Annotated in this window: 17 protein-coding genes, 2 tRNA genes and 3 rRNA genes; 16 read left to right on the top strand and 6 right to left on the bottom strand. The window is 61.3% G+C overall.

The window, feature by feature from the left end; genetic code table 11:
* Positions 1-120: 120 nt before the first annotated feature.
* The 8 genes from CUJ89_RS12325 (at position 121) to CUJ89_RS12280 (ending at position 6944) form a co-directional block, all read left to right on the top strand.
* Positions 121-1653: ribosomal RNA gene (locus tag CUJ89_RS12325) — 16S ribosomal RNA — on the top strand.
* Between the two features lie 62 nt (positions 1654-1715).
* Positions 1716-1792: transfer RNA gene (locus CUJ89_RS12320), tRNA-Ile, on the top strand.
* Between the two features lie 90 nt (positions 1793-1882).
* Positions 1883-1958: transfer RNA gene (locus CUJ89_RS12315), tRNA-Ala, on the top strand.
* A 304-nt stretch (positions 1959-2262) separates the two neighbouring features.
* Positions 2263-5144 (top strand): 23S ribosomal RNA (locus CUJ89_RS12305).
* Positions 5145-5327: 183 nt separating this feature from the next.
* Positions 5328-5440 (top strand): 5S ribosomal RNA (gene rrf / locus CUJ89_RS12295).
* Together the 16S, 23S and 5S rRNA genes with 2 tRNA genes alongside form the textbook arrangement of a ribosomal RNA operon.
* Positions 5441-5693: 253 nt before the next feature.
* Positions 5694-6098: a Cu(I)-responsive transcriptional regulator gene (cueR, locus tag CUJ89_RS12290; protein WP_114177558.1), complete on the top strand. Its 405-nt coding sequence runs from the start codon at positions 5694-5696 to the stop codon at positions 6096-6098.
* Between the two features lie 216 nt (positions 6099-6314).
* Entirely contained in the window at positions 6315-6461 is a 147-nt protein-coding gene (locus tag CUJ89_RS12285; RefSeq protein WP_072445473.1) for a DUF3563 family protein, read from the top strand.
* Between the two features lie 114 nt (positions 6462-6575).
* Entirely contained in the window at positions 6576-6944 is a 369-nt protein-coding gene (locus CUJ89_RS12280; protein WP_114177557.1) for a hypothetical protein, read from the top strand.
* Positions 6945-6959: 15 nt separating this feature from the next.
* Here the strand turns inward: CUJ89_RS12280 and CUJ89_RS12275 are convergent, their stop codons facing one another.
* Positions 6960-7805: a 23S rRNA (adenine(2030)-N(6))-methyltransferase RlmJ gene (locus tag CUJ89_RS12275; RefSeq protein WP_114177556.1), complete on the bottom strand. Its 846-nt coding sequence runs from the start codon at positions 7803-7805 to the stop codon at positions 6960-6962.
* Positions 7806-7916: 111 nt separating this feature from the next.
* Entirely contained in the window at positions 7917-8888 is a 972-nt protein-coding gene (locus CUJ89_RS12270) for a potassium channel beta subunit family protein (protein WP_114177555.1), read from the bottom strand.
* 164 nt (positions 8889-9052) lie between these two features.
* Here CUJ89_RS12270 and CUJ89_RS12265 point away from each other — a divergent pair, with 164 nt between their 5' ends.
* Positions 9053-9841 carry a 3-hydroxybutyrate dehydrogenase gene (locus CUJ89_RS12265; RefSeq protein ID WP_114177554.1) on the top strand — a complete coding sequence of 263 codons (789 nt, stop codon included), beginning with the start codon at positions 9053-9055 and terminating at the stop codon, positions 9839-9841.
* A gap of 128 nt (positions 9842-9969) precedes the next feature.
* Here CUJ89_RS12265 and CUJ89_RS12260 read toward each other — a convergent pair whose 3' ends face one another.
* Positions 9970-11169, bottom strand: coding sequence for an amino acid aminotransferase (locus tag CUJ89_RS12260; protein WP_114177553.1), 1200 nt, complete (start codon positions 11167-11169; stop codon positions 9970-9972).
* Positions 11170-11419: 250 nt separating this feature from the next.
* On the opposite strand from CUJ89_RS12260, the gene uvrB reads away from it, so the two are divergent.
* The 5 genes from uvrB (at position 11420) to CUJ89_RS12230 (ending at position 16971) form a co-directional block, all read left to right on the top strand.
* The gene (uvrB, locus tag CUJ89_RS12250; protein ID WP_114177552.1) at positions 11420-13510 is read left to right on the top strand and encodes an excinuclease ABC subunit UvrB; all 2091 of its coding nucleotides are present in this window, start codon (positions 11420-11422) and stop codon (positions 13508-13510) included.
* 226 nt (positions 13511-13736) lie between these two features.
* Positions 13737-14288 (top strand): iron transporter, encoded by a 552-nt coding sequence (locus CUJ89_RS12245; RefSeq protein ID WP_114177551.1) that lies wholly within the window; start codon positions 13737-13739, stop codon positions 14286-14288.
* Positions 14289-14343: 55 nt separating this feature from the next.
* A complete protein-coding gene (locus tag CUJ89_RS12240; protein WP_047898577.1) occupies positions 14344-14676 on the top strand; it encodes a cupredoxin domain-containing protein in 333 nt (110 codons plus the stop codon).
* Between the two features lie 58 nt (positions 14677-14734).
* A complete protein-coding gene (locus CUJ89_RS12235) occupies positions 14735-15577 on the top strand; it encodes an FTR1 family iron permease (RefSeq protein WP_114177550.1) in 843 nt (280 codons plus the stop codon).
* Positions 15574-16971, top strand: coding sequence for a 4Fe-4S binding protein (locus tag CUJ89_RS12230; RefSeq protein WP_114177549.1), 1398 nt, complete (start codon positions 15574-15576; stop codon positions 16969-16971). The genes CUJ89_RS12235 and CUJ89_RS12230 overlap by 4 nt, the downstream gene beginning before the upstream one ends.
* Before the next feature lie 269 nt (positions 16972-17240).
* Here CUJ89_RS12230 and hemP read toward each other — a convergent pair whose 3' ends face one another.
* From hemP to CUJ89_RS12210, 3 genes are all read right to left on the bottom strand, one after another.
* Positions 17241-17486, bottom strand: coding sequence for a hemin uptake protein HemP (hemP, locus tag CUJ89_RS12220; RefSeq protein ID WP_114177547.1), 246 nt, complete (start codon positions 17484-17486; stop codon positions 17241-17243).
* A gap of 137 nt (positions 17487-17623) precedes the next feature.
* Entirely contained in the window at positions 17624-18106 is a 483-nt protein-coding gene (locus CUJ89_RS12215) for an SRPBCC family protein (RefSeq protein WP_114177546.1), read from the bottom strand.
* Between the two features lie 100 nt (positions 18107-18206).
* Positions 18207-19079: a pirin family protein gene (locus tag CUJ89_RS12210; protein ID WP_114177545.1), complete on the bottom strand. Its 873-nt coding sequence runs from the start codon at positions 19077-19079 to the stop codon at positions 18207-18209.
* Between the two features lie 122 nt (positions 19080-19201).
* On the opposite strand from CUJ89_RS12210, the gene CUJ89_RS12205 reads away from it, so the two are divergent.
* The gene (locus CUJ89_RS12205) at positions 19202-20176 is read left to right on the top strand and encodes a LysR family transcriptional regulator (RefSeq protein ID WP_114177544.1); all 975 of its coding nucleotides are present in this window, start codon (positions 19202-19204) and stop codon (positions 20174-20176) included.
* Complete coding sequence (locus tag CUJ89_RS38250; RefSeq protein ID WP_201752318.1) at positions 20125-20526, top strand: hypothetical protein; 402 nt, start codon at positions 20125-20127, stop codon at positions 20524-20526. The genes CUJ89_RS12205 and CUJ89_RS38250 overlap by 52 nt, the downstream gene beginning before the upstream one ends.
* Positions 20527-20545: the final 19 nt, after the last annotated feature.

The following is a 20545-nucleotide window of genomic DNA, read 5'->3' as shown; positions in this document are numbered from 1 at the left end:
GAAAGCGAAAGTATCAAGAGTCTCACACTAAAGTAAGTCAGGTTCATGAAGCAATTCATGTTCCTGTCAGCTTTGAGTGAGCGACCGGTTCTTAACTGAACCGAAAACAGTAACAGGTTTAAACTGAAGAGTTTGATCCTGGCTCAGATTGAACGCTGGCGGCATGCCTTACACATGCAAGTCGAACGGCAGCACGGGTGCTTGCACCTGGTGGCGAGTGGCGAACGGGTGAGTAATACATCGGAACATGTCCTGTAGTGGGGGATAGCCCGGCGAAAGCCGGATTAATACCGCATACGATCTACGGATGAAAGCGGGGGACCTTCGGGCCTCGCGCTATAGGGTTGGCCGATGGCTGATTAGCTAGTTGGTGGGGTAAAGGCCTACCAAGGCGACGATCAGTAGCTGGTCTGAGAGGACGACCAGCCACACTGGGACTGAGACACGGCCCAGACTCCTACGGGAGGCAGCAGTGGGGAATTTTGGACAATGGGCGAAAGCCTGATCCAGCAATGCCGCGTGTGTGAAGAAGGCCTTCGGGTTGTAAAGCACTTTTGTCCGGAAAGAAAACCTCTGCCCTAATACGGCGGGGGGATGACGGTACCGGAAGAATAAGCACCGGCTAACTACGTGCCAGCAGCCGCGGTAATACGTAGGGTGCGAGCGTTAATCGGAATTACTGGGCGTAAAGCGTGCGCAGGCGGTTTGTTAAGACCGATGTGAAATCCCCGGGCTCAACCTGGGAACTGCATTGGTGACTGGCAAGCTAGAGTATGGCAGAGGGGGGTAGAATTCCACGTGTAGCAGTGAAATGCGTAGAGATGTGGAGGAATACCGATGGCGAAGGCAGCCCCCTGGGCCAATACTGACGCTCATGCACGAAAGCGTGGGGAGCAAACAGGATTAGATACCCTGGTAGTCCACGCCCTAAACGATGTCAACTAGTTGTTGGGGATTCATTTCCTTAGTAACGTAGCTAACGCGTGAAGTTGACCGCCTGGGGAGTACGGTCGCAAGATTAAAACTCAAAGGAATTGACGGGGACCCGCACAAGCGGTGGATGATGTGGATTAATTCGATGCAACGCGAAAAACCTTACCTACCCTTGACATGGTCGGAATCCTGCTGAGAGGTGGGAGTGCTCGAAAGAGAACCGATACACAGGTGCTGCATGGCTGTCGTCAGCTCGTGTCGTGAGATGTTGGGTTAAGTCCCGCAACGAGCGCAACCCTTGTCCTTAGTTGCTACGCAAGAGCACTCTAAGGAGACTGCCGGTGACAAACCGGAGGAAGGTGGGGATGACGTCAAGTCCTCATGGCCCTTATGGGTAGGGCTTCACACGTCATACAATGGTCGGAACAGAGGGTTGCCAACCCGCGAGGGGGAGCTAATCCCAGAAAACCGATCGTAGTCCGGATCGCACTCTGCAACTCGAGTGCGTGAAGCTGGAATCGCTAGTAATCGCGGATCAGCATGCCGCGGTGAATACGTTCCCGGGTCTTGTACACACCGCCCGTCACACCATGGGAGTGGGTTTTACCAGAAGTGGCTAGTCTAACCGCAAGGAGGACGGTCACCACGGTAGGATTCATGACTGGGGTGAAGTCGTAACAAGGTAGCCGTATCGGAAGGTGCGGCTGGATCACCTCCTTTCTAGAGCTATCTCGCAAAGTTGAGCGCTCACGCTTATCGGCTGTAAATTAGGACAGACTCAGGGGTCTGTAGCTCAGTTGGTTAGAGCACCGTCTTGATAAGGCGGGGGTCGTTGGTTCGAATCCAACCAGACCCACCAATTGTCTGACGTGCCGGTGATCGTTAGCGCTTTAGCGCTTACGAGTACCCCATGCCAACAGGCTATACACCTGAGGAAGTCTCTGTACATGGGGGCATAGCTCAGCTGGGAGAGCACCTGCTTTGCAAGCAGGGGGTCGTCGGTTCGATCCCGTCTGCCTCCACCAATCACCAACGCTAAGTGCTTGGTTCAGACACTGAACCGAGAATTTTGCATTGGCGATTGAGCCAGTCAGAGTGATATGAGTGAAAACCATATCGGCTGTCGTTCTTTAACAATCTGGAAGAAGTAAGTAATTTGGATAGCGGAAGCGTCTTGAGATGGACGTGAAAGTTATCCGGGTTGTGATTGTATCGATGTATCTCAAGATGATTCGAACTTCATGTTCGGCTCAATTGGAATACGGCACAAATGCGAGAACTCAACCTGTAGCGACTGTAGCGTCGAAAGATGAGACAGACTCGTTATAGGGTCAAGCGAACAAGTGCATGTGGTGGATGCCTTGGCGATCACAGGCGATGAAGGACGCGGTAGCCTGCGAAAAGCTACGGGGAGCTGGCAAACGAGCTTTGATCCGTAGATGTCCGAATGGGGAAACCCACTCCTTTTGGAGTATCCATGGCTGAATACATAGGCCATGTGAAGCGAACGCGGTGAACTGAAACATCTAAGTAACCGCAGGAAAAGAAATCAACCGAGATTCCCAAAGTAGTGGCGAGCGAAATGGGATGAGCCTTGTACTCTTTATTTGTATTGTTAGCCGAACGCTCTGGAAAGTGCGGCCATAGCGGGTGATAGCCCCGTAGGCGAAAACAGTATGAAAGAACTAAGTGTACGACAAGTAGGGCGGGACACGTGAAATCCTGTCTGAAGATGGGGGGACCATCCTCCAAGGCTAAATACTCGTGATCGACCGATAGTGAACCAGTACCGTGAGGGAAAGGTGAAAAGAACCCCGGGAGGGGAGTGAAATAGATCCTGAAACCGCATGCATACAAACAGTCGGAGCCTCGCAAGGGGTGACGGCGTACCTTTTGTATAATGGGTCAGCGACTTACGTTCAGTAGCAAGCTTAACCGTATAGGGCAGGCGTAGCGAAAGCGAGTCCGAATAGGGCGTTCAGTTGCTGGGCGTAGACCCGAAACCAAGTGATCTATCCATGGCCAGGATGAAGGTGCGGTAACACGTACTGGAGGTCCGAACCCACTAACGTTGAAAAGTTAGGGGATGAGCTGTGGATAGGGGTGAAAGGCTAAACAAACTTGGAAATAGCTGGTTCTCTCCGAAAACTATTTAGGTAGTGCCTCGTGTCTCACCTTCGGGGGTAGAGCACTGTCATGGTTGGGGGGTCCATTGCGGATTACCCCGCCATAGCAAACTCCGAATACCGAAGAGTGCAATCACGGGAGACAGACATCGGGTGCTAACGTCCGGTGTCAAGAGGGAAACAACCCAGACCGCCAGCTAAGGTCCCCAAATATAGCTAAGTGGGAAACGAAGTGGGAAGGCTAAAACAGTCAGGAGGTTGGCTTAGAAGCAGCCACCCTTTAAAGAAAGCGTAATAGCTCACTGATCGAGTCGTCCTGCGCGGAAGATGTAACGGGGCTAAGCTATATACCGAAGCTGCGGATGCGAGCTATGCTCGCATGGTAGGAGAGCGTTCCGTAAGCCTGCGAAGGTGCGTTGAAAAGCGTGCTGGAGGTATCGGAAGTGCGAATGCTGACATGAGTAGCGATAAAGGGGGTGAAAGGCCCCCTCGCCGTAAGCCCAAGGTTTCCTACGCAACGTTCATCGGCGTAGGGTGAGTCGGCCCCTAAGGCGAGGCAGAAATGCGTAGCTGATGGGAAGCAGGTCAATATTCCTGCACCATTGTTAGATGCGATGGGGGGACGGATCGCGGAAGGTTGTCCGGGTGTTGGAAGTCCCGGTCGCTGCATTGGAGAAGGCGCTTAGGCAAATCCGGGCGCGGGATTCAAGGGTGTGGCGCGAGCTCCTTCGGGAGCGAAGCAATTGGAAGTGGTTCCAAGAAAAGCCTCTAAGCTTCAGTCTAACGATGACCGTACCGCAAACCGACACAGGTGGGCGAGATGAGTATTCTAAGGCGCTTGAGAGAACTCGGGAGAAGGAACTCGGCAAATTGGTACCGTAACTTCGGGATAAGGTACGCCCTTGTAGCTTGATGCCCCTGCGGGCAGAGGGTGAAGGGGTTGCAATAAACTGGTGGCTGCGACTGTTTAATAAAAACACAGCACTCTGCAAACACGAAAGTGGACGTATAGGGTGTGACGCCTGCCCGGTGCCGGAAGATTAAATGATGGGGTGCAAGCTCTTGATTGAAGTCCCGGTAAACGGCGGCCGTAACTATAACGGTCCTAAGGTAGCGAAATTCCTTGTCGGGTAAGTTCCGACCTGCACGAATGGCGTAACGATGGCCACACTGTCTCCTCCCGAGACTCAGCGAAGTTGAAGTGTTTGTGATGATGCAATCTACCCGCGGCTAGACGGAAAGACCCCATGAACCTTTACTGTAGCTTTGCATTGGACTTTGAACCGATCTGTGTAGGATAGGTGGGAGGCTATGAAACCGGAACGCTAGTTTCGGTGGAGCCGTCCTTGAAATACCACCCTGGTTTGTTTGAGGTTCTAACCTTGGCCCGTGATCCGGGTCGGGGACAGTGCATGGTAGGCAGTTTGACTGGGGCGGTCTCCTCCCAAAGCGTAACGGAGGAGTACGAAGGTACGCTAGGTACGGTCGGAAATCGTGCTGATAGTGCAATGGCATAAGCGTGCTTAACTGCGAGACCGACAAGTCGAGCAGGTGCGAAAGCAGGTCATAGTGATCCGGTGGTTCTGTATGGAAGGGCCATCGCTCAACGGATAAAAGGTACTCTGGGGATAACAGGCTGATACCGCCCAAGAGTTCATATCGACGGCGGTGTTTGGCACCTCGATGTCGGCTCATCTCATCCTGGGGCTGTAGCCGGTCCCAAGGGTATGGCTGTTCGCCATTTAAAGAGGTACGTGAGCTGGGTTTAAAACGTCGTGAGACAGTTTGGTCCCTATCTGCCGTGGGCGTTGGATATTTGAAGGGGGCTGCTCCTAGTACGAGAGGACCGGAGTGGACGAACCTCTGGTGTACCGGTTGTCACGCCAGTGGCATCGCCGGGTAGCTATGTTCGGAAGAGATAACCGCTGAAAGCATCTAAGCGGGAAACTCGCCTTGAGATGAGATATCCCTGGGGACTAGATCCCCTTGAAGGGTCGTTCGAGACCAGGACGTTGATAGGTCAGGTGTGTAAGCGCAGTAATGCGTTCAGCTAACTGATACTAATTGCCCGTAAGGCTTGATCCTATAACAAGTCTGTCTCGATAGCCGTTAGCGCTTCAGCGCTTACGGATATCGAGCGTCGAGTGCGAGGCACTCGATGTACGACGGTTGAAGTACCGCGTACGTGTGAGATGCAACCTCACAACCCAAAATTACTGCTTCTTCCGAGATTGGTCGCGCTGCGAAGCAACGCGACACCCCTCTTTGCCTGATGACCATAGCGAGTCGGCCCCACCCCTTCCCATCCCGAACAGGACCGTGAAACGACTCTACGCCGATGATAGTGCGGGTTCCCGTGTGAAAGTAGGTAATCGTCAGGCTCCCTAAGCCAGAAACCCCCGCCCGAAAGGCGGGGGTTTTTGCATTTCAGCGGCCAAAATGATAGCCGGGCGGGGCTACACGCGCTCCATTCATCGCATCCGCTCGGCACACGCCAGATCAGCCATCCTCCATCTTGCTGCCAGCCCCCATCGCGGAACGAAACCGCGTGATTTGATACGATCGAAATGTCGTCGGCGATTGCGTTCGTCGACGTACATGTTCGAAACCGAGGCTTGATGGAGAGGGCGGGGAATGAATATCGGCGACGCGTCGCGCGAATCCGGAGTCAGCGCAAAAATGATCCGGTACTACGAACAGGTCGGGCTTCTTGCGCCGAGCAAGCGTACCGACGCCGGCTACCGGATCTACGGCGCGGATGAAATTCATATCCTGCGCTTCATCCGTCAGGCACGACGGCTTGGTTTTCTCGTCGAGGACATCCGCAAGCTACTGATGCTCTGGCAAGACCGCTCCCGCGCCAGCGCCGAAGTGAAGTCGATCGCCCTCGAGCACGTGGCCGAACTCGACAAGCGCATCGCGGAACTGAGCGACATGCGCGATACGCTGGCCGACCTGGCCGCGCACTGCCATGGTGACGGGCGGCCCGAGTGCCCGATTTTGGCGCGCCTGGCCGACCCCGTCAGTGAACCAGATTAGTGCGTGCACTCGAGTCCCGAAATGGGCTCCCGATTCAATTTCTATAAAAATCAATGGGTTGAGATCGGTTGGCGCGTGACTATTCCGAATGGGAATGGCTTCCATGCAAGTATTTCACTAGCATCTTGGTGCGGCATCGCTATAATTCGGGATAACCCTATACGGGAAATCCCTGAATCTCGATTCACCAGGGGTCCCTCTTCCTTGGAGAACGTCATGATCGCCTACATCGTCGAAAAGCTGAGCAACTGGTTTGAATCCGCAGAACGTGAGCGCCGTGAGGCTTACCTCGCCACGTCGTCGGACATCGTCCAGCTCGAGCACCGTATCCGTTCGCTCGAAACCAACGGCTACTCGCTGTAATCGGAGTCACCGTCAGGTGCCGTGTGGCACCGAACGATAAGCAAGCCCCGTATTGACGGGGCTTTGTTTTTTTGTGCGCCGGATCTGGCGAAATCGTCGACGCGGCGCTATGGTATGGACCTGCTTTTCATCCTGAAGGACACGATCATGCGCTTGCGTCTCGATGTGCGTCTCAGTGCCCGCGCGCGTCTCGCTCTGGGCGCGGCAGTGCTTGTCCATGGCGTCGCGGCCGGTGCCGCGACGTCGTCCAAACCGCTGATTCTCGATACGCAACGCGGTATCCAGGACGGCAAGGGCGGGTTGGTGTTGCAGACAGCGCCTTTGTCTTCCGAGCCTATTGTCGAGCCGGCGGGCATGCGGGCTCCGGCCGGGCAAGCGCCGAACACGTCGGTTCCGCTGTTCGTCGCGCCGTATATCAATGTTCCCGGCGGGGGCGCACCGCCAGCCAACCAGCCGAGGCTCATGCCGAGACCGCAGCCGTAACGGGCGGTCGCCCGATCAGTTTCCGCGGTGCTCGATCTGACAGCGAGCGCCGCTATCCTGTCCCAGCGTCTCGACCAGATAGGGCAATGCCTCTTTCATGCTCTGTGCGAGCGTATACGGCGGATTCAGGATGAACATCCCGCTGCCGTAGAGGCCCAATCCGTCAGCAGGCGGATTTGACACCGTCAGCGTCAGGTGCAGCCAGTTGTTCGGTTGCAGGCGCTTCAATTGCTCGGGAAATCGCTGCGATTCCGTCCGCGTGACCTGCGGATACCAGACCGCATAGCAGCCCGTCGCGAAACGCTTCAGACATTCCGTCACGCAGCTCACCGTGCGCACGTAATCCTTCTTGTCCTCGTAGGACGGGTCGATCAGCACGAGCGCGCGTCGCGGCGCCGGCGGCAGCAGCGCCTTGACGCCCTCGAAGCCGTCGCCGGCGAAGATCATCGCGCGTCGCCCCGCGTCGCGGAAATTGTGGCGCAGCACGTCGATTTCCGTCGTGTGCATTTCGAACAGGCGCATGCGGTCCTGTTCGCGCATCGATCGCCATGCGATATACGGGGAACCAGGGTAGAAGCGCAGCTCGCCGTCGTCGTTCAGCGCGCGTACTTCGTCCACATAGTCGCCCAGCGCTTCCGGAAGGTTCTTATCGTTCCACAGCCGGCCGATGCCGGTGTCGAATTCCGCCGTCTTCGCCGCGTAGCCGTCGCGCAGCGAGTACACGCCCGCGCCTGCGTGCGTGTCGATGTACCAGTACGACTTGTCTTTCTTGTTCAGGTAGCGCAGCAGTTGGACGACGACGGCGTGCTTGAGCACGTCCGCGTGGTTGCCTGCGTGAAAACCGTGACGATAACTGAGCATGGCGGGCTGCCTGAAACGGAAGGTGAATCGGTGAAAGCGGTCGATCGTGCGCGGCCGTCAGGCCGGGCGCCGATGCGGCCGCGTATTGTACGCGAGTGGCCGTGAGCCGCCTTACTCGTATGCGCCGCCGACCACCTCCTCGATGCGTTGCTTCATATCCGGCGTCAGCTTCGCGGCAACGTCGAGCGCGCGCATGTTGTCGCCGATCTGCTCGATCCGCGATGCGCCCGTGATGACCGAACTCACGTGCGGATTCGCGAGCACCCACGCGATCGCGAGCTGGCCCGTGCTGCAGCCGAGGTCGGCCGCGATCCCGCCGAGCCGTTCGACGATTTCGTTGCTGGCCTGATCGGTCAGCCGGTCGCGCATCCAGTCGTAGCCCTGCAATTGCGCGCGGCTGCCGGCCGGCACGCCGTTGCGGTATTTGCCGGTGAGAAGGCCCGATGCCAGCGGGCTCCAGGTCGTGAGGCCGAGGCCGTAGTCGTCGTAGAGCCGCGCATATTCCTGCTCGACCCGAGTACGGTGGAACAGGTTGTACTGAGGTTGCTCGACGACCGGCCGGTGCAGGTGATGCCGTTCGGCGATCTCGCATGCGGCGCGGATCTCGTCGGCGCTCCATTCCGACGTGCCCCAGTACAACGCCTTGCCGCGCGCGATCATGTCGCTCATCGCCCAGACGGTTTCCTCGATCGGCGTATGCGGATCGGGACGATGACAATAGACGAGGTCCACATAGTCGAGCTGCAGCCGGCGCAGCGACCCGTCGATTGCGTTCAGCAGGTATTTCCGGTTCAGCGTGTGATACTGGTTCGGTGCTTCCGCGAGCCCCCAGAAGAACTTCGTGGACACGATATAGCTGATGCGCGGCCAGTCGAGCGACTTGAGCGCCTGGCCCATGATCTCCTCGGATTTGCCGCCGGCGTAGACCTCGGCGTTGTCGAAGAAATTGACGCCCGCGTCGCGTGCCGCAGCGAGGCATTCGCGAGCGGTCCGCTGGTCGACCTGATTGCCGTACGTGACCCACGAACCGAGCGAGAGCGCGCTGATCTGCAGGCCGGAACGGCCTAGCCGTCGATAGTGCATGCGAATCTCCTGCGTGACAGAACCGACCTTAAGCTTAGACGTTTTGCGCGCGAACGGCGCGGCTGATCGTGCACAATGACGGCTGGCCCGCCGGTACGATCGCGCGACGAAAGCGGATGCGGCGGGCGCGTGCTTGATCAATCCGACAACGGGAGGAGACGGACATGGCAGCAGATCTGAGCGGCAAGACCGCAGTCGTCACGGGCGCCGCGAGCGGCATCGGCAAGGAAATCGCACTCGAGCTCGCCAAGGCTGGCGCGGCCATCGCGATCGCCGACCTGAACCAGGACGGCGCGAACGCGGTCGCCGACGAGATCAACAAGGCGGGCGGCAAGGCGATCGGCGTCGCGATGGACGTGACGAGCGAGGAAGCGGTCAACAGCGGCATCGACAAGGTGGCCGAGACGTTCGGCTCGATCGACATCCTGGTATCGAACGCGGGCATCCAGATCGTCAACCCGATCGAGAACTACTCGTTCTCCGACTGGAAGAAGATGCAGGCGATCCACGTCGACGGCGCGTTCCTGACCACGAAGGCTGCGTTGAAGCACATGTACAAGGACGATCGCGGCGGCGTCGTGATCTACATGGGTTCGGTGCACTCGCACGAAGCGTCGCCGCTGAAGTCGGCGTACGTGACGGCCAAGCACGGGCTGCTCGGTCTGGCGCGCGTGCTGGCGAAGGAAGGCGCGAAGCACAACGTGCGTTCGCACGTTGTGTGTCCGGGCTTCGTGCGCACGCCGCTGGTGGACAAGCAGATTCCGGAGCAGGCGAAGGAGCTCGGGATCAGCGAAGAGGAAGTGATCAAGAAGGTGATGCTCGGCAACACGGTCGACGGCGTGTTCACGACGGTGCAGGACGTCGCGCAGACGGTGCTGTTCCTGTCGGCATTCCCGAGCGCCGCGCTCACGGGCCAGTCGGTCGTCGTCAGCCACGGCTGGTTCATGCAGTAATGCGGGCGCGGGCGGTGTAGGCGGTGTAGCTACCCGCCGGCGAACGGCACAAAAAACGCGCTCCGGGGAGCGCGTTTTTCATTTCGGCAGGGCGGGGCCGGTGACGGCTGCCGCCCGCTGGTGCCGAGTTACTTCAGGACGGCTGCGACTGCATTGGCGACCACGTCGAGGTTGCGCGTGTTCAGCGCTGCGACGCAGATCCGGCCCGTGCCGACCGCATAGATGCCGAACTCGTCGCGCAGGCGATCGACTTGCGCTGCGGTCAGGCCGGAATACGAGAACATCCCGCGCTGCGCGTTGATGAAGCTGAAGTCGCGGTCGGTGCCGCTTGCCTTCAGCCGCTCGACGAGGCCGTTGCGCATCGCGCGGATGCGATCGCGCATTTCACCGAGTTCCTGTACCCACGCAGCGTGCAGTTCCGGCGAGGCGAGCACCGCTGCGACCACGGCGCCGCCGTGGGTCGGCGGGTTCGAGTAGTTCGTGCGGATCACGCGCTTCAGTTGCGACAGCACGCGCGTCGCTTCTTCCTTGCTCGACGTGATGATCGACAGCGCGCCGACGCGCTCGCCGTACAGCGAGAACGACTTCGAGAACGACGACGACACGAATGCGTTCAGGTCGGCCGCGGCAAACAGGCGCACGGCGGCGGCATCGGCCTCGATGTTTTCGCCGAAGCCCTGGTAGGCCATGTCGAGGAACGGTACGAGGTTGCGCGCCTTCACGACGTCGACGATCTGCTGCCATTGCGCGTCGGTCAGGTCCACGCCGGTCGGGTTGTGGCAGCACGCGTGCAGCACGACAACCGTGCCCGCCGCGTAGCCGTTCAGCGCCGACAGCATGCCTTCGAAGTTCACGCCGTTGGTCGCGGCGTCGTAATAGGGGTACGCGACGACTTCGAAGCCGGCCGCTTCGAACAGCGCGCGGTGGTTTTCCCAGCTCGGATCGCTGATCGCGACCTTCGCGTTCGGGTTCACGGTGCGCAGGAAATCGGCGCCGATCTTCAGCGCGCCCGTGCCGCCCAGTGCCTGCGCCGTGACCACGCGGCCCGCAGCGATCAGCGGCGAATCGTTGCCGAGCAGCAGCTTCTGCACGGCCGCATCGTAGGCGGCGATCCCGTCGATCGGCAGGTAGCCGCGCGGCAGGCCGGCTTCGACACGCACCTTCTCCGCTTCGCGAACCGCGCGCAGCAACGGAATCTTGCCTTCTTCGTTCGTGTACACGCCGACGCCGAGGTTGACCTTGGTCGGACGCGCATCGGCGTTGAAGGCTTCGTTCAGGCCCAGGATCGGGTCGCGGGGAGCAAGCTGGACAGCGGAGAAGAGCGACATGATGATTCGGCAGTAGTGGAAAGAGGGTCAGGCTTTCAACGGGCGGGCCGGGCGTGGCGAACCGCGTGCGGGCAGGCACGACGCCGGAAAGCGCAGCAGCCTGACATTGTAGCGAATTCACGCTGGCGGGGGCGGCGATTCGGCGGCGAATCGCGATTTCCGGCGGTCGTCGCGCGTCAGGAGCCGACAGCAGTTCACCCGGCCGCGAAGCGCTAGAATGCTTTCTTTGCCCTCGCACCGGCCGCATTCCATGTCCGCACACCATGCCGAAGTCGGCGACGCGCTCGACGAATCGAAATTCGTGACCTTCGAAGGGTCGCCGTTCCAGTTGTACCAGCCGTATCCACCCGCCGGCGACCAGCCGACCGCGATCGAGACGCTCGTCGAAGGCATCGGCGACGGCCTTGCATTCCAGACGCTGCTCGGCGTGACGGGTTCGGGCAAGACCTTCACGATGGCGAACACGATCGCGCGGCTCGGCCGTCCGGCGATCGTGTTCGCGCCGAACAAGACGCTCGCCGCGCAGCTCTACTCGGAGTTCCGCGAGTTCTTCCCGCGCAACGCGGTCGAGTACTTCGTCTCGTACTACGACTACTACCAGCCTGAGGCATACGTGCCGCAGCGCGACCTGTTCATCGAGAAGGACTCGTCGATCAACGAGCACATCGAGCAGATGCGGCTGTCGGCGACGAAAAGCCTGATGGAGCGTCGCGACGTGGTGATCGTCGCGACGGTGTCGGCGATCTACGGTATCGGCAACCCGTCCGAATACCACCAGATGATCCTGACGCTGCGCACCGGCGACAAGCTCGGCCAGCGCGACGTGATCGCGCGGCTGATCGCGATGCAATACACGCGCAACGACCAGGATTTCCAGCGCGGCACGTTCCGCGTGCGCGGCGACACGATCGACATCTTCCCGGCCGAACACGCGGAAATGGCCGTGCGCGTCGAGTTGTTCGACGACGAGGTCGAGGCGCTGCACCTGTTCGACCCGCTGACGGGCCGCGTGCGGCAGAAGATCCCGCGTTTCACCGTGTATCCGTCGTCGCACTACGTGACGCCGCGCGACACCGTGATGCGCGCGGTCGAAACGATCAAGGACGAGCTGCGCGAGCGGCTCGAGTTCTTCCACCGCGACAACCGGCTCGTCGAGGCGCAGCGGCTCGAGCAGCGCACCCGTTTCGATCTCGAGATGCTGCAGGAGCTCGGCTTCTGCAAGGGCATCGAGAACTACTCGCGGCATTTCTCGGGCGCCGCGCCCGGCGAGCCGCCGCCGACGCTCGTTGATTACCTGCCGCCCGACGCGCTGATGCTGCTCGATGAATCGCACGTGCTGATCGGCCAGCTGAACGGCATGTACAACGGCGACCGCGCCCGCAAGGAGAACCTCGTCAACTACGGGTTCCGGCTGCCGTCGGCGCTCGACAACCGGCCGCTCAAGTTCCCCGAGTTCGAACGCAAGATGCGCCAGGTGGTGTTCGTGTCGGCCACGCCGGCGGACTACGAGAAGCGCGTGACGGGGCAGATTGCCGAACAGGTCGTGCGGCCGACCGGGCTCGTCGATCCGGAAATCGAAGTGCGGCCGGCGAGCTCGCAGGTCGACGACGTGCTGACCGAGATCAACGCGCGCGTGAAGGCCGGCGAGCGCGTGCTGATCACCGTGCTGACGAAGCGCATGGCCGAGCAGCTCACCGAGTTCCTGGCCGACCACGGCGTCAAGGTGCGCTACCTGCACAGCGACATCGACACGGTCGAGCGCGTCGAGATCATCCGCGACCTGCGGCTCGGCACGTTCGACGTGCTGGTCGGGATCAACCTGCTGCGCGAGGGCCTCGACATTCCCGAAGTGTCGCTCGTCGCGATCCTCGATGCGGACAAGGAAGGCTTCCTGCGCGCCGAACGCTCGCTGATCCAGACGATCGGCCGTGCCGCGCGAAACGTGAACGGCAAGGCGATTCTCTATGCCGACAACATGACCGAGTCGATGAAGCGCGCGATCGGCGAGACCGAGCGGCGCCGCGCGAAGCAGATCGCGCACAACGAGAAGATGGGCATTACGCCGCGCGGCGTCGTGAAGCGCATCAAGGACATCATCGACGGCGTCTACAACGCCGACGAGGCGCGCGCGGAGTTGAAGGAGGCGCAACAGCGCGCGAAATTCGAGGACATGTCGGAAAAGCAGCTCGCGAAGGAAATCAAGCGTCTCGAGAAGCAGATGTCCGATTACGCGAAGAACCTCGAGTTCGAGAAGGCCGCCGCGACGCGCGACCAGCTTGCGCTGCTGCGCGAGCGCGTGTTCGGCGCGAACGTCGGCGATCACGTCAACGGCGGCCGGTAAGTCTTTCCAAGCGTCACAGAAACCTTTCGGTAACGGGCCTGTAAGCCTTGTCGGATCAGGGGTTTACACGGCTTCCCGTTTGTTCCGGAACGGGTTCGGTGCTAAACTCCATAATTACTGAGAATTGTTCGCATTAACGTTCTTGGTCGCGTTAGTGTTTCCAGCGAGCCGCCCCGGCGGCGGCCCGCACGTCGTCAGATAGTCAGACAAATAACAAGGAGTGTCCATGTTGGGTTCTTCGTTCATCCGCACGACGGTTGCGGTAGCGGCGGCGCTTGCCGCGATGTCGGCCTCGGCTGCCGAATATCCGATCGGCAAGCAGCAGATCCAGGGCGGCATGGAAATCGGCGCGGTGTACCTGCAGCCGATCACGATGGATCCGGAAGGGATGATGCGCAAGGCGTCGGATTCCGACGTCCACCTTGAGGCCGACATCCATGCGGTCAAGAACAACCCGACGGGTTTCGCGGAAGGCGACTGGATGCCGTACCTGCAGGTCACGTACAAGCTGACGAAGCAGGGCGACACGAAGTGGAAGGCTGAAGGCGACCTGATGGGCATGGTCGCGAGCGACGGTCCGCACTACGGCGACAACGTGAAGCTGAACGGCCCGGGCAAATACCACCTGACGATGGTCGTCAAGCCGCCGATGCAGTCGGGTCACATGGCATTCGGCCGTCACATCGACAAGGAAACGGGCGTGGGCGCGTGGTTCAAGCCCATTACCCTCGAGTACGACTTCCCGTTCGCCGGTATCGGCAAGAAGGGCGGTTACTGATCGATGGCATCACGAACGGCGCGCTTCGGCGCGCCGTCGGCGTAGAGAATCCAGAATGAAAATTCCCCAGAAAATCGTTGCCGCAGCCGCTGCGTTGTGGCTTGCCGGTGCAGCGTACGCTGCCGATCTGCCGACGTTCAAGCTCGAGATGGCGGACGGCAAGCTGAATCCCGCCCGCATCGAAGTGCCGGCCGGCCAGCGTTTCAAGATCGAGATCAAGAACACCGGCAAGGGCGCTGCCGAATTCGAGAGCGTGCAACTGCGCAAGGAGAAGGTGCTTGCGCCGGGCGCCGATTCGTTCGTGGTCGTCGCCCCGCTGTCGCCGGGCGAATACAAGTTTTTCGACGATTTCCACCAGCAGGCGCAGGGCGTGATCGTCGCGAAGTAACGCGTTTTATCTGCGCGCAGGTGCACCTATCCCTTGCGCCGCGCGTCGGGAGGTATCGATGGGTCAGATCTTGTTCATCGTCTGGCGGGAGAGCGTCGAAGCGCTGCTCGTCGTCGGCATTCTCTATGCATGGCTGAAAAACGGCGACGACGACGCGCGCCGCGGCCTGCCTTTTCTCTGGGCCGGCGTCGGTGTCGGCTTGCTGATGGCTGTCGGCCTCGGCGCCGCGCTGGTCGGTTTCACCGAAGTGCTGTCCGGTGACGCGCAGGACTACTTCCAGACTGCCATGGTGCTGATCGCATGTGTGCTGATCGTGCAGATGGTGCTGTGGATGCGCCGGCACGGCCGCACGCTGAAGCGCGACATGGAGCAATCGCTGCAGCAGAGCACGCGCGATTCGAACTGGTGGGGCGTCGCCGTGCTGGTCGCGCTCGCGATCGCGCGGGAAGGCAGCGAGACGGTGATCTTCCTGTACGGCCTCGGGTTCGGCCAGTCGGGCCACGTCGGCGGCAGCCAGATGCTCGCGGTCTTGATCGGCCTCGGCCTCGCGTTTTTCACGTTCTATTTGCTGCAGCTCGGCGGCAAGCACTTCTCGTGGCGGCATTTCTTCCGCGTCACCGAAGTGATGCTGCTGTTCCTCGGCGCGGGTCTGTTCCAGACCGGCGTCGACAAGCTGATCGACAAGGAAATCCTGCCGCTCGGCATTTCGCAGGTGTGGGACACGTCCGCGGTCCTCGATGATTCGGGCACGTTCGGCTCGCTCGTCGCGACGCTGACCGGTTATCGCGCGCACCCGGCACTGACCAACCTGGTCGCCTATGCGGTGTACTGGGCAGTCGTCTGGCTGCTGATGAAGCGCGCGAGCCGTCGTCCGGCCGTCGCCGCAGGCCGCGCGGCATGAGCGTTGTCGCCGCAACCAAGCCGGGCTGGCTCGCGCAGGCCGGCCAGTGGATGCAGCGCCACGGCGGGCTGATCCGCGGCATCCAGTGGGTCGTCGTCGCCGTCTACGCGTTTCTGATCATCGTGCCGGCGGTATTGCCGCTGCCGGACGATTCCGCGCATCTGTGGAGCAACCTCACGCTCATCGCGCAATTCGCGTTCTGGGGCATCTGGTGGCCGTTCGTGCTGCTGTCGATGGTGATGCTCGGTCGCGTCTGGTGCGGCGTGCTGTGCCCGGAGGGCGCGCTCACCGAATACGCGAGCAAGTTCGGCCGCGGCGGCCCGATTCCGCGCTGGATACGGTGGGGCGGCTGGCCGTTCGTCGCGTTCGGGATCACGACGATCTACGGGCAGATGGTGAGCGTGTACCAGTACCCGCTCGCGGTGCTGTTCGTGCTGGGCGGCTCGACCGTCGGCGCGATCGTGATCGGTGTGCTGTACGGCCGCGAGAAACGCGTGTGGTGCAAGTACCTGTGCCCGGTCAATGGCGTGTTCGGGCTGCTCGCGCGGCTCGCGCCGATGCGCTACAAGGTCGACGAGGATGCGTGGCGCCGTTCGTACAAGAATGGCGAGCACGGCCATCGCGTGATTCCGATCAACTGTGCGCCGCTCGTGCCGTTGCGCAGCATGAAGGGTGGAGCGGCGTGCCATATGTGCGGCCGCTGCAGCGGGCACCGCGACGCGATCTCGCTGTCGTTGCGCTCGCCGTCCGACGAAGTCGTGAACCTCGGCGCGCAGCAGGCGAACCCGTGGGACACCGCGCTGATCCTGTACGGCCTGCTCGGCGTCGCGATCGGCGCGTTCCACTGGACCGTCAGCCCGTGGTTCGTGCAGATCAAGCAATGGCTCGCGGGCTGGCTGATCGACCGTGACATCACGTGGCCGCTCGAAACCAATGCGCCGTGGATCCTGCTCACGCACTATCCGGATCGCAACGACGTATTCTCCTGGCTCGACGGCGGGCTGATCGTCAGCTACATCGTCGGCACCGGGCTCGTGTACGGCACGGCGCTGCTGGTGCTGCTGGCCGCTGCCACGCTGATGCTCGGCCGTTTCGATCGCGTGCGGCTGCATCACCTCGCACAGGCGCTGATCCCGATAGCGGGCGCAGGCGTGTTCCTCGGGCTGTCGGCAACGACGCTGTCGTTGCTGCGCGCCGAGCATGTGCCGCTCGGCTGGGCGACCGATGTGCGCATCGCGATCCTGGTCGGCGCCAACGCATGGAGTGCGTGGCTCGCGTGGAAAGTGACAGGGCGCTATGCGGCGTGGCCGCGCCGGCTCGCGGCATTCGCGTGGTTCGCCGTCGGGCTTGCCGTCGTCGACAGCGCATGGTGGTTGATGTTCTGGGGTTTCTGAAGCGGCTCGTGTGCCGCTTCGGCTGTCATGCATTGACGCAGTAACGCGGGTGGCGTGTTTCACGCATTGGCCACCCAAACAAAAAAGCGACACGTCGAAGGACGTGTCGCTTTTTTTTTTCCTTGTGCGAGAACCAAAAAAGTGGCTTGGCTTGCTGCAACGGCTGCTTGAGTGTGTTTGCACGAAGGGGTCTAGATCTCGCGTGCAAGCCGTTCCGCTGGCTAATGCCCAACACCTCTCAGGGAGGTGGTCCCCACAATACTCTGTCGTTACTTCGTCAGGATCAGTTTGCCGAGCCGTGTGGCGCGCAACTGATAGGTCTCTCCGTTATGCGCGATGCTGATGTGGCTGTGGCCTTGCAGCAGCGCATCGCTGCTGAGGACCCGCGTGCCTGCATCGCGGTTGCCGGCGGGCTTCGCCGGCGTGGTGACCGCTGCCGTCTTCTGACGGCTGCTGCTTGCCGTGCCGGTCGTGTGGCGCAAGGTCAGCGTGGTCGGGCGGATGGTGTCGGTCATTCGTTTGATCGGTGACTGTCGATGCGATGGAATGAATTCTAAATGATAATTATTCCCATTTACAAAACTCTTTATCGATCGAAACGCAAGACCTGATAGGTTGCGTCAAAGGGGCGGCCCGCAGGCCGCCGCCGGGTTCAGTGCAGCGGATCGGGATCCTTGCGGCCCTGGACATATTCGCGGATCAGGCGGACCGTGTCGATATCCGACGTGCGGTACGCTTCCTTGACGATCCCGTGCGTCTGCCGCGCGTCTTCGCTGTCGTCCGTGACGGGCAGGGTCGTGCGGTACTCGAAGCGCAGGAACAGCGCGTGGTCGTCGCGCTCCTCGATCGTCATCGTCAGCGAGCCGCCGATCTCGCCATCGGCCGCGCGGATGTCGTAGCGGACCTGCTGGTTCGGCGTGAACGTGACGTGATCGCGCACGGTCGCATGTCCGTAGTGCAGTTCACGTTCGAGCGTCGTGTCCGTCCGTTCGTGGACGACGCAGCTGTCGAGGCCGAGCACGAACAGTTGCGGCTGCTCGGCGCGCAGCACGAGACCTTCCCAGAGCTGGTCGCGGGTGAGGGTCGGCACGGCCGGATCGTCGGAGTTGATCTGGATCAGATGTTCGAAGTTCAAGGGAACGGGTTCCTTCTGATGGCGGGCGGCCACATGGTTCAAGAAGTCATTGTGACGCAAAACCATCTGTTTCGCGGCACCTGCGGCCCCCGATCGGGCGTCACGCTTCGATGCGGCCCATGCGGCCGGTCTGGTAGTCGACGACGGCCTGCCGGATCTCTTCCTCGGTATTCATCACGAACGGGCCGTAGCGGACGATCGGCTCGTTGAGCGGCACGCCGCCGATCAGCAGCAGGTCGAGCGGCGTGTCGCCGGCGGCGAACGTGACCGTGTCGCCGTCGTCGCCGTAGACGATCATGTGCCGTGCGTCGACAGCCTGCCTGTCGGGCCCGTAGAGGCCCGTTCCGTCGATCGGATAGGCAAACACGCGATAACCGGCCGGCACGGGCTGCGTGACCGTCGCGCCGGGTTCCAGCGTGAAATGCTGGTAGAGGATCGGCGTGCGCGTCTCGATCGCGGCCCGGACGCCGAACGCTTCGCCGGCGATGACGCGCACGCGCGCGCGACCATCCGGCGACGTCGCGGTCGGGATGCGGTCGGCCGGGATCTCCTGGTAGCGCGGCGCGATCAGCTTGTCGCGACGCGGCAGGTTGACCCACAGCTGGAAGCCGTGGGAGCGGCCGCCTGCCTGCGCGAACGCCGGATCAGGCATCTCGCTGTGCACGACGCCGGCGCCGGCCGTCATCCACTGCACGTCGCCGGGGCCGAGCGTGCCGGCATGGCCGGACGAGTCGCGATGGCGGAAGCGCCCGTCGAGCGCGTAGGTCACGGTCTCGAAGCCGCGATGCGGATGGTCGGGCGCGCCCTTGGCTTCGCCGGGGGCGTAGTCGACGGGGCCCATTTCGTCGAGCAGCAGGAACGGATCGAAATCCATCAGCAGCCGGGTCGGGAACGGACGGTGAACCACGAAGCCGCCGCCTTCGGTGGTGCGAAGCGCGGGGTACGTACGGTCAAGCGAGCGAGCGGTCGTCATGGGGAGGCCCTCGAAATCATCGGAATAGCGTTATTTTTGAAACATAGCGCTATTATATTGGGCGTTTTACCGTTCGATTTGCGACCGCTCGCAATGGATTGTTCTGAAATTGGAACGATGACATGAATCTCGATGCACATAACCTGAACGACCTCATGTACTTTTCGCAGGTCGTCGAACATGGCGGTTTCTCGGCCGCGGAGCGCGTGCTGGGTATCTCGAAATCGCGCCTGTCACGGCGCCTGACCGAACTCGAGGCGGCGCTCGGCGTGCGTCTGCTGCAGCGCTCGACGCGCAAGCTCGCGCTGACCGAGGCGGGGGAGCTGTTCTACCAGCATTGCCAGGCGATGCTTGCCGAAGCGCAGGCCGCGATGAACGCGGTGCAGCAGTTGCGTGCGTCGCCGCGCGGCTCGGTGCGTGTCAGCGTGCCCGTCACGCTGTCGCAGACGATGCTGTCGCGCATCCTGCCCGAATTCCTGCGCCGTTATCCCGAGGTGAAGGTGCACGTCCGCGTGACGAATCGCGTGATCGACCTGTTCGAGGATTCGATCGACGTCGCGTTGCGCGTGCGCTCGGAACCGCCGCAGAACGCCAACATCGTCGTGCGGCCGCTGTGGCGCACCGAGCAGATGCTGGTCGGCGCGCCGAGCCTGCTGAGCCAGAATGCGCCGCCGCTGGTGCCGGACGACCTGACCGGCTTCGAGACGCTCGATACGCCGAGCGTCGACGGGCGGCACGTGTTCAACCTGATTGCGCCGGACGGGACGCGTCATGTGCACGAGCATGACCCGCGACTCGTGACGGCCGACCTGATGACGATCCGCGAGGCCGTGCTCGACGGCCTCGGCATTGCGGCGCTGCCGGAGATGATGTACGGCAATGCGCTGCGTGCAGGGCAACTGTCGCCCGTGATGCCGGGCTGGACGCTGCCGGTGCCGCAGCTGTATGCGGTGTTCGTGTCGCGGCAGGGGATGCCGCCCGCGGTGCGGGCGTTCGTCGACTATCTGGTCGAGAAGCTCGATCACGGCGCCTACAAGGAGCCGGGTTGTCCGGAGCGCGCAAAGAAGGAAGCGGCGGCCGATGTTTCGGCGACCTGAACACGGCGTGCTCGACGAAGCAAATTTGTTTTGTCATTGAAGCGTCGCCTGCAATCGCAAGTTTCAATCGCCGGGGCCTTGAATGCGCGCGCGTGCGGGCCTATATTGAAATCCCATTTCGTGAAGGAAGTTCTGAGCGAAATCAGGTGGCCGCATATATTGCGAGCCAGATAGGGCAGAAAGCGCAGTCCGTGCAGACCACGGTAGCCGCATTTGCGTTGCTCGAGGCGCAACCGATACCGCCGAAGAGCCCGCCGCCCGAAGGCGCCCGCGTGCGCATGAAAAAAGGCCTTCATCTGGCGATGAAGGCCTTTTACTTTGGGGGTGGCCGGCGAGGTACGCCCGGTTAGGGGTGGCCGGCAAGGTACG

Origin of the sequence: Burkholderia pyrrocinia (assembly GCF_003330765.1) — a bacterium.
Taxonomy (GTDB): domain Bacteria; phylum Pseudomonadota; class Gammaproteobacteria; order Burkholderiales; family Burkholderiaceae; genus Burkholderia; species Burkholderia pyrrocinia_B.
This window is presented reverse-complemented; position numbering and strand designations above follow the sequence as displayed.